General features: G+C 56.4%; 16 protein-coding genes. 13 read left to right on the top strand and 3 right to left on the bottom strand.

All coding sequences use genetic code 11. The annotated features are described in order from the left end of the window. Window positions 1–204: 204 nt before the first annotated feature. The 11 genes from HY868_04210 to HY868_04160 all read left to right on the top strand — a co-directional run bounded on the left by HY868_04210 (window position 205) and on the right by HY868_04160 (window position 10,310). Window positions 205–777 carry a sigma-70 family RNA polymerase sigma factor gene (locus HY868_04210; GenBank protein MBI5301319.1) on the top strand — a complete coding sequence of 191 codons (573 nt, stop codon included), beginning with the start codon at window positions 205–207 and terminating at the stop codon, window positions 775–777. Between the two features lie 62 nt (window positions 778–839). Beyond that, complete coding sequence (locus tag HY868_04205; protein MBI5301318.1) at window positions 840–1,382, top strand: zf-HC2 domain-containing protein; 543 nt, start codon at window positions 840–842, stop codon at window positions 1,380–1,382. Window positions 1,383–1,553: 171 nt separating this feature from the next. Continuing rightward, window positions 1,554–1,982: a hypothetical protein gene (locus HY868_04200; GenBank protein ID MBI5301317.1), complete on the top strand. Its 429-nt coding sequence runs from the start codon at window positions 1,554–1,556 to the stop codon at window positions 1,980–1,982. A gap of 17 nt (window positions 1,983–1,999) precedes the next feature. Further along, window positions 2,000–3,397: an efflux RND transporter periplasmic adaptor subunit gene (locus tag HY868_04195; protein MBI5301316.1), complete on the top strand. Its 1,398-nt coding sequence runs from the start codon at window positions 2,000–2,002 to the stop codon at window positions 3,395–3,397. 164 nt (window positions 3,398–3,561) lie between these two features. After that, window positions 3,562–4,224, top strand: coding sequence for an ABC transporter ATP-binding protein (locus HY868_04190; GenBank protein ID MBI5301315.1), 663 nt, complete (start codon window positions 3,562–3,564; stop codon window positions 4,222–4,224). A gap of 13 nt (window positions 4,225–4,237) precedes the next feature. Then, the gene (locus HY868_04185; GenBank protein MBI5301314.1) at window positions 4,238–5,473 is read left to right on the top strand and encodes an ABC transporter permease; all 1,236 of its coding nucleotides are present in this window, start codon (window positions 4,238–4,240) and stop codon (window positions 5,471–5,473) included. A gap of 86 nt (window positions 5,474–5,559) precedes the next feature. Further along, window positions 5,560–6,978, top strand: a complete 1,419-nt coding sequence (locus HY868_04180; protein ID MBI5301313.1) for a PD40 domain-containing protein — start codon at window positions 5,560–5,562, stop codon at window positions 6,976–6,978. 99 nt (window positions 6,979–7,077) lie between these two features. Further along, window positions 7,078–7,788 carry a YceI family protein gene (locus HY868_04175; GenBank protein ID MBI5301312.1) on the top strand — a complete coding sequence of 237 codons (711 nt, stop codon included), beginning with the start codon at window positions 7,078–7,080 and terminating at the stop codon, window positions 7,786–7,788. A gap of 68 nt (window positions 7,789–7,856) precedes the next feature. Beyond that, window positions 7,857–8,102, top strand: coding sequence for a hypothetical protein (locus HY868_04170; protein MBI5301311.1), 246 nt, complete (start codon window positions 7,857–7,859; stop codon window positions 8,100–8,102). Window positions 8,103–8,111: 9 nt separating this feature from the next. Next, the gene (locus tag HY868_04165) at window positions 8,112–8,558 is read left to right on the top strand and encodes a hypothetical protein (GenBank protein ID MBI5301310.1); all 447 of its coding nucleotides are present in this window, start codon (window positions 8,112–8,114) and stop codon (window positions 8,556–8,558) included. A 306-nt stretch (window positions 8,559–8,864) separates the two neighbouring features. Continuing rightward, on the top strand, window positions 8,865–10,310 hold the full coding sequence (locus tag HY868_04160) for a glycoside hydrolase family 13 protein (protein MBI5301309.1): 1,446 nt from the start codon (window positions 8,865–8,867) through the stop codon (window positions 10,308–10,310). A 45-nt stretch (window positions 10,311–10,355) separates the two neighbouring features. On the opposite strand, the gene HY868_04155 is transcribed toward HY868_04160, so the two are convergent. Beyond that, complete coding sequence (locus HY868_04155) at window positions 10,356–12,389, bottom strand: S9 family peptidase (GenBank protein MBI5301308.1); 2,034 nt, start codon at window positions 12,387–12,389, stop codon at window positions 10,356–10,358. A gap of 222 nt (window positions 12,390–12,611) precedes the next feature. On the opposite strand from HY868_04155, the gene HY868_04150 reads away from it, so the two are divergent. Continuing rightward, the gene (locus HY868_04150; GenBank protein MBI5301307.1) at window positions 12,612–12,950 is read left to right on the top strand and encodes a DUF433 domain-containing protein; all 339 of its coding nucleotides are present in this window, start codon (window positions 12,612–12,614) and stop codon (window positions 12,948–12,950) included. Next, window positions 12,947–13,312 carry a DUF5615 family PIN-like protein gene (locus HY868_04145; GenBank protein MBI5301306.1) on the top strand — a complete coding sequence of 122 codons (366 nt, stop codon included), beginning with the start codon at window positions 12,947–12,949 and terminating at the stop codon, window positions 13,310–13,312. The genes HY868_04150 and HY868_04145 overlap by 4 nt, the downstream gene beginning before the upstream one ends. A gap of 268 nt (window positions 13,313–13,580) precedes the next feature. Here the strand turns inward: HY868_04145 and HY868_04140 are convergent, their stop codons facing one another. Both HY868_04140 and HY868_04135 read right to left on the bottom strand, forming a co-directional pair. Further along, on the bottom strand, window positions 13,581–13,961 hold the full coding sequence (locus HY868_04140; protein MBI5301305.1) for a nuclear transport factor 2 family protein: 381 nt from the start codon (window positions 13,959–13,961) through the stop codon (window positions 13,581–13,583). Between the two features lie 233 nt (window positions 13,962–14,194). Next, a complete protein-coding gene (locus HY868_04135; GenBank protein MBI5301304.1) occupies window positions 14,195–14,716 on the bottom strand; it encodes a hypothetical protein in 522 nt (173 codons plus the stop codon). Window positions 14,717–14,906: the final 190 nt, after the last annotated feature.

Genomic DNA, 14,906 nt, shown 5'->3' with positions numbered 1-14,906 from the left:
CACATGTCACTCGCGCTCCCAACGCAAGTTTCAGAGCCATCGCAAGATGTGCTATAATCATCCCACCGTGCATCATCTTCGTTTTCTCGTTGGCGCGCTGCTCTTGGTATTGGCACGTTGCGCCACGCGATACGATACTTTATTGCCCTATTGAAACTTTTCGACGCTTGCAACGTGTTATAGAAAGAGTCTTGACCAGCTGCTATGCTTGCTCCGGATCAGGAACTGCTCGTCCAATTCAAACAAGGGGATGCGAACGCGTTTCGCGCGCTCGTCGAACAGTACACCCCGCCAATTTACAATCTCGCCTTGCGCTGGTTGCGCGACCCGATGGAAGCCGAAAACATTACGCAAGAAACGTTTCTGCGCGTCCTCACCGCGCGCGACCGCGTGCGCGTGGATGCGCCGTTCAAGCCGTACCTCTTTCGCATCGCGGTCAACGCGTGCCGCGACCGGGCGCGCAAACGCCAACCCTTGCTGTTCGCCGACCTGGAACGCGCGGAAGAACTGCGCGACGACGAGATGTTTGCCGATGGCGCGTCGCCCTTGTGGGAACAACTCGCGGAGCAAGAACTCTACGCGCGCGTATCGGATGCGGTCAACGCGTTGCCGCCGCACTATCAAATCGTCATCACGCTGCGCTATATCGAAGAGTTGTCGTACGAAGACATCGCGCAAACCTTGGACTTGCCGTTGAATACCGTTCGCACGCACTTGCGCCGCGCCAAGCAACAACTGCGCGCCCACATTGCAGAAAACGAACAGAAAGAAAAATAAAGGTCTGCTCAACTTTGCGAAGGTTTGGTAACCTTCGCAAGGATGGGCTGAGTAGAAGCAAAATGAACGAGCATCTCACCGCAACCGACCTGGAACGCTATCTGGATGACGCGCTGAACGCGGATGAACAGGCGCGCGTCACGCGACACCTCGCCGAATGCGCGCGGTGCCGCGCCCGTGCGGCGAACGCGCAACGCGTCGAAGCCGCGTTGCGCGCGCTGCCCCGCGCGACCGCGCCGCGCGATCTCGCGACACTCATCACCACCGCGATCGAATGGCGCACGACGCAAGACCAGGCGCGCCGCTCGCGCGCGCCGCTCATCGCCGCGGCAACCTTGTTTTCGATCCTGCTTTTGCTCTGGTTCGGTTTTTCGATGATCGTCACACTCGAAGATAACAACGCGGTGGATTTCTTTTTCTGGATTGCAAGTCATCCCGAAATAGTCCAAACGCATTTCGTTGAATCACTCTCGGCGTTGTTCGAACTCTTGCCGATTTCGGAAATGTTCCTGACGCTCTTTGCGCTATTCACCGTTGCCGTCTTGGCGCAACAATGGCTGGACTCAGTTCATCCGCAGGCAATCTTTGCGCCGGACAAGAGCTAACATACCCGACATTTGTGGAATTACGATTTTTTCCATGAAGAACACCCAGTTTACGAAGAAAAGCAGAAAAATTCGTGTTCCTTCGTGTCCTTCGTGGGTGAAAAGTTATTTTGAATTCCAATTCTCATCTGGGTTTAATCAAATTCAGTTACAAGTGAAAGCTGGAGATAAATGAAAAACGCAACGACGCGTCGCGGATTGCTAATTTTCGGCGCTGTTATTATACTGGCTCTGGTGTTTGGCGCGGGATTTGTCGCCGGGCGAATGAGCGTCCGCTTTACCACTCGCGCCGACGCTCCACGCGTGATACCTGGCGGTCACGGTGCGCTGGGTGCGATTCAATCTATCGAAGGTCCGGTCATTACGCTCGCCACACGCGATGGAATCGTACAAGTCGTCGTAGACCAGAAAACACTGATCGAACGCGCGACGCGCGGCAAAACGATCACGTTGGCGGAATTGCGCGTGGGCGACCGGATCGCCGTGATCGGCTCGCCGAACGACCAGGGTCAAATCGTCGCCAAATTGATCAGCCAACTTGGGACGACTACAACACGCACTCCCGCGACGCCTACTCGCGGCGCGAGCGATTCGAAATAATTGATCGAGGTTTTGGAATGAAACGCGAAATGACAATGGTGTTGATTGTCGTGTTAGTGATCGTCGCCGTGTCCGGTTTTCTCGGCTGGCAGAAAGTGAGCGCGAACGCGGCGGCGGCGAGCGTGCGTCTGCAAACAGCAACTGTCGAGCGCGGCACGATTGCCGCGACAGTCAGCGCGGCTGGCAACGTCGCCGCGCCGGAAGACGCGGTGATGGCATTTCAAACGTCGGGGCGCGTCGCCAAGGTCAACGTTCAAATCGGCGACCGGGTCAAGAAAGGTCAGTTGTTGATGGAATTGGACACGACCGACCTGGACTTGGCGCTCAAGACTGCCAAAGTGAATCTCGCCAGTTCGCAAGCCAGTCTTGACCAGACCAAAGCGAACTTGCAATTTGCGCTGCGTAACGCGCAAGGCGCGCTCGCTAGTTCGCAAGCGAACCTCGACGCCGCCAAAGCCAAGAACGCGCAAAACGCGAATCAAATCATCATCGCCAAGACCCAGCTCGAAAAAGCGGCGGTCGCGTTGCAACAGGCGCAAGGCGCGTACAATCAAATCGCGTGGCGCGGCGATGTGGCGCTCACCAAGCAAGCGAGCGATTTACAGCAAGCCACACTCGATTACCAGTCCGCGCTCGCGAATTACAATTTGACGATTGCGACGATCAATGACACCGCGCTCAAGTCCGCGCAAACCCAGTTTGACAAAGACCAGGTCGCGCTCGAACAAGCGCAGCGCAACCTGGACACGCAACTGCGAACCGCGCAGGCGGCGGTGGACAAAGATCAAGTCGCGGTCGAACAGGCGCTACGCAATGTGGACAAGGCGCGCATCTACGCACCGTACGACGGCGCAATTGCCGCGCTTAACTTTAGCGTCGGCGATTCGGCGGGCACCGGCAACGCAATCACGGTCGTGGATGTGAGTACATTACAAATCAAAGTGACGGTCGCAGAAGTGGATATACCCAAGATCAAAGCCGACCAGACCGCGCAGGTTACGCTTGACGCGATCCCAGGCAAGACGTACACTGCCAAGGTGCTCGCCGTCGGTCCCGTCGGCACGATCACGCAAGGCGTCGTCAATTTTCCGCTCACCGTCATCGTCAACAACAACGACGGCGCGATCAAACCTGGGATGACCGCGAACCTCGCGATCTCGATCGAAAAACGCGAAGACGTGTTGATGCTACCGACGCGCGCGGTTCGCACGCAAGGCACGCAACGCGTCGTCACGGTTCTTTACAAAGGTCAGCAAATCGCGATGCCGGTCACGACCGGGATGACCGGCGATCAGAATATTGAAATCGTGGCAGGTTTGCGCGAAGGCGACCAAGTATTGTTGCAGCAAACGCAAACCCGCCAGACCGGTGGCTTGGGCGTGCCGGGCGCAGGTCCGATTCTCATTCCCAGGTAAGCGCGAGTATTTTGGCAAGTCACATTTCTTCTTCTGCCACACGCTGCGCGACGCGCTGAATTTCACGGAAAAATTTTCGGTGTGTTTCCGTGTGGCGCAAAGCGTGTGGCTAAAAAAAGTTGTGATATTGCGAAGGTAGTTCAAGTGAGGTCGTTATGTCCGCCGTGATCGAACTTGAAAACATCACCAAAGTGTATCAAATGGGCGATGTGCAGGTGAACGCGCTGAACGGCGTCACCCTCGACATCGGGCGCGGCGAAATGGTCGCGATCATCGGTCCGTCCGGTTCCGGCAAATCTACGCTGATGAACATCATTGGCTGTCTCGATACGCCGAGCGCCGGCACGTACATTCTCGACGGCGTGGACGTGTCCAAGTTGAGCGACGATCAACAAGCCGGAATTCGCAACAAAAAAATCGGCTTTGTATTTCAATCGTTCAACCTGTTGCCGCGCACGACCGCGCTCGACAATGTGGAATTGCCGATGGTCTACGCCGGCACGCCGAATCGCCGGCAAAAAGCATTGGACGCGCTCGCGCGCGTCGGCTTGGCAGATCGCGTGCATCATCGCCCGAACGAACTGTCCGGCGGTCAACAGCAACGCGTCGCGATTGCGCGATCGCTCGTCAACGACCCCAGCATCATTCTCGCCGATGAACCGACCGGCAACCTCGATTCGAAATCCGGCGTCGAGATCATCGGCATCTTCAAGGCGCTCAATCGCGAGCATGGCATGACGGTCATTTTGGTCACGCACGACCCTGGCGTCGCCGGGCAAGCGAACCGGCTGATCCACGTGCGCGACGGCATGATCGTGAACAATTGACGAGGGAGTCAAGATGAATCTATTCGAAAGTGTGCGGATTGCCATTCGCAGTCTCACCGCGAATAAACTGCGCGCGATCCTCACGATGCTTGGCATCATCATCGGCGTGATGGCGGTCATTGCGATGATGTCCATCGGACGCGGCGCGCAGGCGACAATCATCAATCAAATCCAAAGCATCGGCACGAACTTGTTGTTCATCCGACCCGGCGCGGTGCGGCAAGAAGGCGTTGCGACCGCGCAAGGTTCGGCGGCGACGTTGACGCTCGAAGACGCCGACGCGCTCGTCGGTTTGCCGGACGTGATCGGCGTCGCGCCCGAAGTGCAAGGCGGCGCGCAGGTCGTCTATCTCGGCACGAACGCGAACGCGCGTTTGCTCGGCGTCACGCCCGAGTACCTCGACATCATGAACGCGACGCTCGCCTCGGGCGAATTCGTATCGAATGCCAACATCACCGCGCGTTCGACCGTCGCGATCCTGGGTAGTCAATTGGCGACGACCTTGTTCAGCGACCTTGATCCGATCGGGCAAACGATCCGCCTCAACAATCAAAATTTTCGCGTGATCGGTGTACTGGCGCCGCGTGGCGGCACTGGGTTTATGAACGTGGACATGCAAGTTATTGTGCCACTCACCACCGCGACGAGCCGCTTGCTTGGGCGCGACCGTTTTCGCGGGCAGAACAATGTCAACACCGTCAACGTCAAGATCACCGATCCCGCGGTGCAAGACTTGGTCGTCCAGGACATTAGCGCGGTGTTGCGCGAGCGTCATCGCGTTTTGTTTCAGGACGATTTTCAGATTCAAAGTCAGCAAGACATTTTGAACACCGCGAGCCAGATCACCGGCACGCTCACGATTTTTCTCGGCGGCATCGCGGCAATTTCGTTGGTCGTCGGCGGCATCGGCATTATGAACATTATGCTCGTCTCGGTGACGGAACGCACGCGCGAGATTGGCATTCGCAAAGCGATTGGCGCGCGCCGCGCCGACATTTTGGTCCAATTTCTTACCGAAGCGATTATCCTGAGCGTGTCGGGCGGTTTGATCGGCATTTTATTTGGCGCGCTCATCGCGCGCGTGATTTCCGGAATTCAAATGGGCAATAGCGCGTTGAACACCGTCGTGGATTTCGATTCGGTTTTGCTTGCCGTCGGATTTTCGGTCGGCGTCGGTCTGTTCTTTGGCATTTATCCGGCGAACCGCGCGGCGAACTTGCACCCGATTGACGCGTTGCGCTACGAATAAGTTGCCCGTCGTCAGTCAACAGTCAACAGTCAAAAGTAGACGACTATTGACTGTTGACTGTGTACCAATTCCAACAAGAGGACATGATGAAACAATTGAAATGGCTGCTTTTGATTTTGTTGGTTGCGGCGGCATTCGCCGCGTTTGCAGTACCCAGCATCTTCGCGGACAATCCTGGGTCGAGTCCGTTTGAAGCGTTGATGATCAGCGGCGCGCCGACCACGCTCGCGCCCCAATCGAGTATGTGGTTTTACTTTGACTACTCCGGCGACCGCTCGAAAATCCGCGCGGAACTCACTGACTATCAAACCGACAATGTGCGCTTGGCGATTTTCACGCCTCAGCAAGCGTACGAGTGGATTCAAGACCCCAAGATCAAACCGGTTGGCTGGGGCACCAAAGCACCGCCCCAGAACGATGAGATCAAGGTCTACAAGCAAACCTGGGAAGGCGCGTTCAATTTCCCGGGTCGTTTCTACGCGGTTGTGTTCAACGACAACGCGAACACATCTATCACGTTTCGCGCGTACGTGACCGGCGAGAGCGTAACGCTCTATCCCACGCCCACTCCCTCGCCGTACCCCACGCCGATATTCAAAACACCGGTTGCTCAAGGCGTCGCCACCGGTAAATTCGTTTTCCAACAATGGGCGGGCGGACCGATCTACACCGTGAACGGCGATGGCTCTGGACTCAAGCGCATTCTCAACGAAGGCATTGACCCGGCTTGGTCGCCGAACGCGACACAAATCGCGTTCGCGCGTTGGGGCGCGAACGGCGGCTTGCGTGTCGCGAATGCCGACGGCTCGAACGAGCGCGGCGTCTTTGCGTCGTCCCAGCTCGTCTCGCCGCGCTGGAGTCCCGACGGCAAGAAAATCGTCTTTTCACAACAAAAGGGCGGCAAACCGGAATCCAGCTTCGCGTTCGGTCGTTCGACCTTTACCTTGCCCGCCGAGCCGTATTGGAAACTGGGTGTCGTCGAACTCGACAAGGTGATCAGCGAGAACGAGACGGAAACCCAGTTCACGGAACCGGCTTGCACGCGCCACTGTTTCTCGCCCTCGTGGAGCAACGACCCGCGTTATATTGGCTATACCGATGTCGGCGTGCTCCGCACCGACGTGATCAGCAATACGGTCAAGACGATCTACGATGCGAATCCGCGCGTGCAAACCGCGACATTGAGTCCGGACGGCAATCGCGTTGCGCTGCAAATTTGGCAGAACGATCACTGGCAAGTTGCGATCATGGTCTGGGATGGCACGAACATCACTGGCATGACCCCGGCGAATCCATTCGAGTTTCGCCCGGTCAACAACGTCGCGCCGGCGTGGTCGCCCGACGGAACTCAACTCATTTTCTTGTCCGACCGCAACGGCAAATGGGAATTCTTTGCGATCAATATTGATGGCACCGGTTTGCGCCAAGTGCTCAAGAATGTCACCGATTCGGTCGGCATCGTGTATAATTTTTCGAACGAGCGTATGATTGACTGGGCGCGATAAAACCTCCGCCGCTGCCTAGCCGTATGTTAAAGTATCTACCCAGCCCAACCTTGCGAAGGTTGAGCAGTCGCTGTTTGAAACCCTATTTAAGGAGGAAGTGTGAACCGCATTAGCCAAATCATCGTTCTAACGATTCTCGCGTTGGTCATTGTCGCGTGCGCGACGCCCGCACCCACCGCGACCCCGCCGCCACCGACGCCCGCGCCCAAACCGACCGATGCGCCCAAGCCAACTGATGCGCCCAAGCCCGCCGTCGCGGCGGAGCCGACGCGCGCGGTGATTCGCATCGTGATGAAGGAAGGACAAAGCGAAGCGCGCTTTCGCGTGCGCGAGCAACTCGCCGGCGTGTCCCTGCCGAGCGACGCGATCGGCGCGACCAAAGTAGTTTCCGGTACGATTGTCGGCAGACCGGACGGTACGATCGTCAAAGAACAATCCAAGTTCCGCGTGGATTTGCGGACGCTCAAGAGCGATCAAGATCGCCGCGACCAATTCTTGCGCCGCAACACGTTGGAGAGCGACCGGTTTCCATTTGCGGAATTTGTGCCGACCGAAGCCAAAGGATTTCCTCTGCCAGTCAAGGACGGCGATGTCGCCTTTCAATTGATTGGCGATTTGACCGTACGCGATGTGACCAAGTCCATTACCTGGGATGTGGCAGGCAAAGTCAACGGCAACCAAGGCATTGGCACTGCCAAAACCAGTTTCAACTTTGCCTACTTTGGTCTGACCCGACCCAGTGTGCCGCTCGTGTTGAGCATCGAAGATAATATCAAACTCGAAGTGGATTTGGTGCTCGTGCGCGAATAGTACAACCCAGACCCGAAGGGTTTGCGCCAAGCAACCCTTCGGGTCTACTGCCGATTGGAGAGTTTGTCGTGAGCAATCGGTCCCATCACCCGACCCCCGTCCCAAGCCACGCGTCGCGACGTTGGCGCGCGTTGCTCGTGCGCGTGGTCATCGCCACGACGTTGGCGTGGTTGCTCGCGAACATACCGCTCCCGCGACTCGCGCCCCACATCTGGGTCGCGTACATCCAAATTCCAATCATTATTTTTTTCTTGATTTGCTACATCGGCAAATTACTGATTGATACTTTTTTCTACAATCATTACTCATCCTAAGGAGCCGCGATGAAAACCGTTTTAATGATCGTCTTTATCCTGATCGCCGCCATCGCCGGCGCGGCGACCGGTTATCTGTACGGAGTGGATCAAGGCAAGACTGAAGCCACGAATGTGCGCGCCGAATTCTTTGCCGCGCGCGCCGCGCCCAGCAATCCATCCGCCGACCCGAACGCCGCGACCCAACCCGGTCAACAAAACCAAGCGCGCGGCGCAGGACTCGCCGCGTTACGCGGCACCGCCGGCATCATCAAAAGCATTCAAGGCAACACGCTCCAAGTGACCGCGCAAGACGGCAGTACGGTCAACGTGAACCTGGACGCGCAAACGAATGTTCAGAAAATGGTCCCGGGCACAAACGCCGATTTGAAAGCCGGCGAACGCATTACCGTTCAAGGCAACGCGAGTAGCGGCACGGTGAACGCGCGCTTGATTATCGTCGGACTGGGGCAGTGATCGTACAATCCGACATTACCACCACGCGAAAATTGGCAATGCCGAGTCAACCGTCTGCGTAATGCAGACGGTTGCTGTTTTCGCTCGACAACCAGGGTTTTTCAAAAGTCGCTTGACAAACCTTTGCTGTCATTTCGAGGAGCGTTTTTTGCGACGAGAAATCTCGCTTTAGCGGGTGGAGATTTCTCGCTTCGCGTCGAAATGACATTTTTCTCCGGACGTTTGAAAAGCCGTACTCGATAACTGGACACGCCGCGCAAATCATGTTATCATCTCGCGCATGAATTCTTCCCGGAGCACTAGTGAATGTCAGCCATAACCCCCGACTGGGTGCACGACGCCATCATCTACGAAATCTTCCCCGACCGTTTCGCCTCGAACAGTCAGGTCGAAAAACCGGACAACCTCGAACCCTGGGACACACCGCCGACGGCGTTCGGATTCAAAGGCGGCGATCTGCTCGGCGTCGTCGAGCGACTCGATTATCTCCAACACCTGGGTGTGAACACGCTGTACTTTACGCCCGTGTTTCAATCCACTGCGAATCATCGCTACCACACGCACGATTATTTTCAGATTGACCCGATCCTCGGCGGCAACGCGGCGTTCCAGACCTTGCTCGACGCGGCGCACGCGCGCGGCTTGCGCGTGATTCTCGACGGCGTGTTCAATCACGCGAGCCGCGGGTTTTATCAATTCAACCACGCGCTCGAAAACGGCGCGCGGTCGCCGTACCGCGAGTGGTTCAACTTTCATGGTTTTCCGGTCAAGGCATACGAGGGCGCGAGCAACTATGACGCGTGGTGGGGCATCCCGGCATTGCCGAAATTCAACCATCGCAACACCCAGGTGCGCGAGTTTATTTTTCGCGTCGCGGAGCATTGGACGCGCGCCGGCATTGACGGTTGGCGGCTCGACGTGCCGAGCGAAATTGACGACGACGAATTCTGGCGCGAGTTTCGCCGCCGCGTCAAAGCGATCAACTCCCAGGCGTACATCGTCGGCGAAATTTGGCAGCGCGCCGACCGCTGGTTGCAAGGCGATCAGTTCGACGCGGTGATGAATTATCAGTTCACGCGCGCGGCGATTGGTTTCTTTGCCGATCTCGACCACACCACGCGCGGGCTGATCTACGGACACACGTACGGCGACGTGCCCGCGATGGATGCGGACGCGTTCGCGCGCGCGCTCGCCGATCAATTGACCTGGTATCCCGAAGACATCACCTTCGCGCAAATGAATCTGCTGAATAGCCACGACACCGCGCGCTTTGCGACGCTCTTGCGCGGCGATCTCGGTTTATTCAAACTCGCACTGCTCACGCTCTTTGCGTTCGTCGGCGCGCCGATGCTGTACTATGGCGATGAAATCGCGTTGGAAGGCGGCAAAGACCCGGACAATCGGCGCGGGATGATCTGGGATCCGGCGCGGGTCAATCGCGAGTTGATCGAGTGGACGCGGCGGCTCGCCCTGGCGCGCACGAATCATCCCGCGTTGCGGCGCGGCAGTTTCCACGTGCTGTACGCCGAGGGCAAGGTCATCGTGTTCGCGCGGCATCGCGAGGGTGATTGCGCGCTCATCGCCATCAACGCGAGCCGCGAGCCGGTCACGTTGGATGTGCGCGTCGCGCCGTTCGCGCCGAACGACACGCGCTTGATCGAGGAATGGTCACGCGAAGAAATCGTCGTGCAAGACGGATACGCGCGCGGCATTCACCTGCCCGCGCGCACCGGTGCGCTATTCGCGTCGTAAATAAAATCCAGGTTTCTCCGAAGGGGAGAAACCTGGATTTTATTTTTACCTCAAGTAGCGTGCAAACCATGCGACAATTCGTTCTAACCGTTCCTTTCGCAGTTTCGGCTTGCCATTGCGCGACAAGTTGTGCGACGCATCGGGGAAACGGACGAACTCGGTCGGCACGCCCAGTTTTTTGAGCGCGATGTAAAATTGTTCGGCTTGTTCGGTGGGACAACGCATATCTTTTTCGCCGTGCAAAATCAGCAGTGGCGTCTGGCACTGCGCCACGTGCGCGATCGGCGAATGCGCGAGATATTCCTCCGGATTATTCCACGGCTCGTCCCCCACTTCCCAGTCCGTCGCGAAAAAGTGTCCGATGTCGCTCGTGCCGTAGAACGAGTAAAAATTATTGAGCGCGCGCATCGCGACCGCCGCGCGAAAACGATGCGTGTGCGTGATAATCCAATCGGTCATGTACCCGCCGTACGATCCGCCCGCGACGCCGCACTGTTTGCTATCAAGCCAGGGACATTTTTCGAGCGCGTGATCCATCGCCGCCATCAAGTCGCGATAATCGCCCCCGCCCCAATCGTGGTACGTCGCCTTGACGAAATCCTGACCATAGCCGGCACTGCCGCGCGGATTCGTGAACACGACGGCGAATCCGCGCGCACACAACAGTTGAAACTCGTGAAAGAACGCCGCGCCGTACGCGCTGTGCGGACCGCCGTGAATTTCCAACACGACCGGATATTTCTTCCCGGCGCGCCAGCCAATCGGCTTCATCAACCACGCTTCGACATCCCAGCCATCGTCACGCGGCACCGTGAATCGCTCCGGCATGGCAAGTTGCACCGACGCGAGCCAATCGGCGTTGACACGCGTGACACGCGTCGGGCGCGGATTGTTCGCGCGCGCGACAAACACATCGTTCGGGTTGAGCGCATCGGTGATCGCCAGCGCAAAACGATTCGCCGCGCGCGAGTACGAGAAATCAAAGACCTGGTGTTCGCCTTGTGTAACCTGTTTGACCTGGAGATCGCGCATTGTCGCGGTGTAAACATTACTCGTGCCGCCGTCGGTCGCGAGAAAGTACACCGTGCTGGAATCGCCCGACCACTGCGGAGCAAGCACAGACTCTTCGCCCGCACGTAGGTCGGTGACAATCGTGCTGCCGTACCCGCGATCAAAATTGATCGTGAGTTTGCGAACCACGCCGCCGCGCGCCGGAAGCAGATAGATACCGGGCTGGGTCACGCGCGAGAATTCATTCGCATGTCCAACGAACGCGAGCCACTTGCCATCGGGCGAAAACGCCGGCGCGCTCGCTGGACCTCTGCCGCGCGTGAGCCGTCTGATCGCACCACCCTGCGCCGGCACTGCCCACAAATCGGTGACGTTCGTTTCGTCGGCGCGCGCGGTACGATTCGCCGCGAACACAAGCGTTTTGCTATCGGGCGACCAGGTCGGTGCGGTGTGGTTGAACGCGCCGCGCGTGAGTTGCCTCACCCCACTCCCCCTGCCCCCTCTCCCCTCTCCTGACTTTTGGTCAGGAGAGGGGAGAGGGGTGAAGACGAAGACCTGTCGCCACGCGTAATCCCACAATCCTTCGCCATCGGCTTTATAGTTGAGCCGCGTGTACGATTTCACGTCAGAGTTATCGCGCACGCCGTTCGCGGTTTTTGAGTCTTGTGTAACCACCTTCGAAGTGTACGCGATCAATGTGCCGTCAGGCGACCAGACCGGCGCGCTCGGTTTGTTCGCGTCGTCGGTGAGGCGTTGCGCTTCGCCGCCGGTGATCGCGATGAGACAGAGTTGCTCCGCCTTGTCCTTTTCGCGATCCGAGATGAACGCAAGCCGTTTGCCATCCGGCGACCAACGCGGTGCGCGGTCTTTGCCTTCGCCGAACGTGAATTGGCGCGGCGACGCCGAACCATCGCTTGGCACGAGCCAGATGTGCGAGTGGTACGCATCGCGCGCGAGATCGGGCGTCGTCAAAACAAACGCAACGGTTTTGCCGTCGGGCGAAATCTGCGGATCGAAAACAAGTCGAATGTTGAACAAATCGTCAACGGTGATAGCGCGTTTGGGCATCAGGGTCTCCTTCGAAAAATGTACTTGCATTATACTCGCGAAGGGAAAACATGGCGAAGCCAGACTGCGTGATCTACAAAAACGAGAAACGATGGAGCAAGGCACAATGCGGCACAATTCAACATCGCAAAGCTAGGCAATTTCACGCGCGGCATTGTCAGCCAGTGCGCCTTTGGCGGCGTCCATCGTTCTGTGATATAATCTGTGTCGGAGGTGAGTACTATGCAACTCGAAGATTATTTTGATTTTCTTGCGCCCGATGATATTCGCATCAAGGGATCGCGCGTTGGCATCGAATCAATTTTGTATGATTATATTTATCGCGAGCAAACTCCTCAAGAGATTCAACAACATTTTCCAACATTGACGCTTGAGGAGATTCAAGCCACCATTCTTTACTATCTTCACAACCGCGAGAAAGTAGAAGCATACATTACTGCTTGGTTGGAGTGGGGAGACCAGATGCGCGCAGAGCAAGACCGCAATCCCCCACCTGTAGTTATTCGTTTGCGTGCGCTAAAAGCCGAACGTGAAAAAGCGGCAATGGCACAGGCGAGATGAATACCATTCGTTTTCTGCTGGACGAAAACGTTCATCCGCTTTATCGCACCGAGTTGTTGAAGCGAGAGCGGACGCTGGTTGTCTGGCGTGTGGGTATGGTTGGTGTGCCGCCAAGAGGAACACCTGACCCAGACATTTTAGATTGGTGCGAGAAGCACGCGTTCATTTTGGTAACGAACAACCGCGCATCCATGCCACCACACTTGAAAGACCATTTAGCGCAAGGACGACACATCCCAGGAATCCTCGTTATGAACGACAAGATGAGCATCAACGACACTATCGAAGAACTGTTGCTGATATGGACGGCATCCACAGAAAACGAATACACGGATAGAATGGTCTACTTGCCGTTGCGATAATTGTCCAGCAACTTTGCGAATGCTCGAACCGTCGCCATTGCGCGGCGGTTTATGTTTTCAGATGCTGGTATGTTGCGTCGCACTCCGATTGAAAAGGAATGACGCCAAACGCCGTAACGCACCGACCGCGTTAAGTCACACGCGAAATGGAGCCGCCGTCCAACTGCGCCAACCAACTTTGCCAAAAGCCGTGTACGTGGCGTGGTCGCCGTGCGCGCGTGTTTCTGCATTCGTGCGTGTTTGTCGCTCAAGGAATAGCGAGATTCTCTTACTCGACTATCTTCCAGTAAGAATCTTTTCGGATGATTTTATCCTCACGGAATTCCCAGAGGTCGCAACCACGTACTTCAACGCGAACACCCGAGGTCGTCGTGCCTGTCAATGTCCATTCAGAAACACCCATGTTGCCGCACACCCAATGACGAGCATCTCCATAATGAACATCGGGAAGTCCCTTGAAACGGCTCGCAAGTCCTTCGCGGACTTGCGCCTTGCCTATATAACGTGTTCCCCAGGGAGAAGAACCACGGGGCAGGTCAAAGGTACAATCTTCCGCAAAGAACTCCATGATGGCATCCAAATCATGCCGATTGAATGCTTCGGTAATTTCTTTCAAGATATCAATGGTAACTGTGGGATGGCTGGACATTTTCATCATCTCCCTATCTTTTCGCCCACACGCCTAATTCGCCGTGAGCGACAGTGTCTTGATTGAAAAGCCATGCCGCAGAATGCTGCCGCTGGCTGATTCCGCGGCAAGGTGGCTTGCGAAATGCAAGTACGTTTGCCAGCGCAAACCACCGCCCGCCAAAAGGCGGCGACCGTGGCGGAATCGGCGTGTGTGTGTTTCACGCCGTGTTCTGGTGTGAGCAACAATCTCTGTTAATGAGTATCCGACATATCTTGTACTTGAGTGCTCTTCATTTCCCTGTACTGCTGCCCAAAGTCCTGCTCGAACGTCTTCTCTACAAGGAAATGGTAAGTCATCTGCACGTATAAGAATTCGATACTCGCTATGTATAGACTGGCAATTGCCACGACAACAGATAGAAAACTGGTTATTGTCAGAGGGTAACTGTTCGTGGTCGCCGCGAAAAGAAATATTACAAAGAATAGGATGCCGCTTAACGCTGCCAGCAGTGTTACCAAAGCATGATAAACGACGTACACCAGAATAGCCCTATCATCAGAGCTACTCCCAAAGAATGCCATCATAGCACCCTGTCGATACCCCTTGTCGTAGACATAGTTGTAAATTGTTCGCCAACTGCTTGGTAACCACTGACGAAAAAGCTTGGCTAGCACCTGAATTAGGTAGTATGCAATCATGCTGGCGATGATGCCAAGCACGATAATTCCAGGAATAGTGCCCTTGAGCCATTCCTCGATTGAGGTCAAATTCATTTTGCTAACTTCTCCATTCTTCTGACGAAAGATTCGATTCAAATATCAGCGGCATGGCGCGAAACGTTAGAGCCGCACGACGGCGCGCGCGCTTCGACGTCCTGGTGTCACGCGCCTTCCCGCGCGCGCGGTTGGGCGGCGTATGTTTCGCGATGGGCGTCCACTCTATCGGCTATCTGAATACCCACCT

The organism is Chloroflexota bacterium (genome assembly GCA_016219275.1).
In the GTDB taxonomy this organism is placed as follows: Bacteria; Chloroflexota; Anaerolineae; order UBA4142; family UBA4142; genus JACRBM01.
The sequence above is the reverse complement of the archived record's forward strand: the minus strand, read 5'-3'. Positions and strand labels throughout refer to the sequence as shown.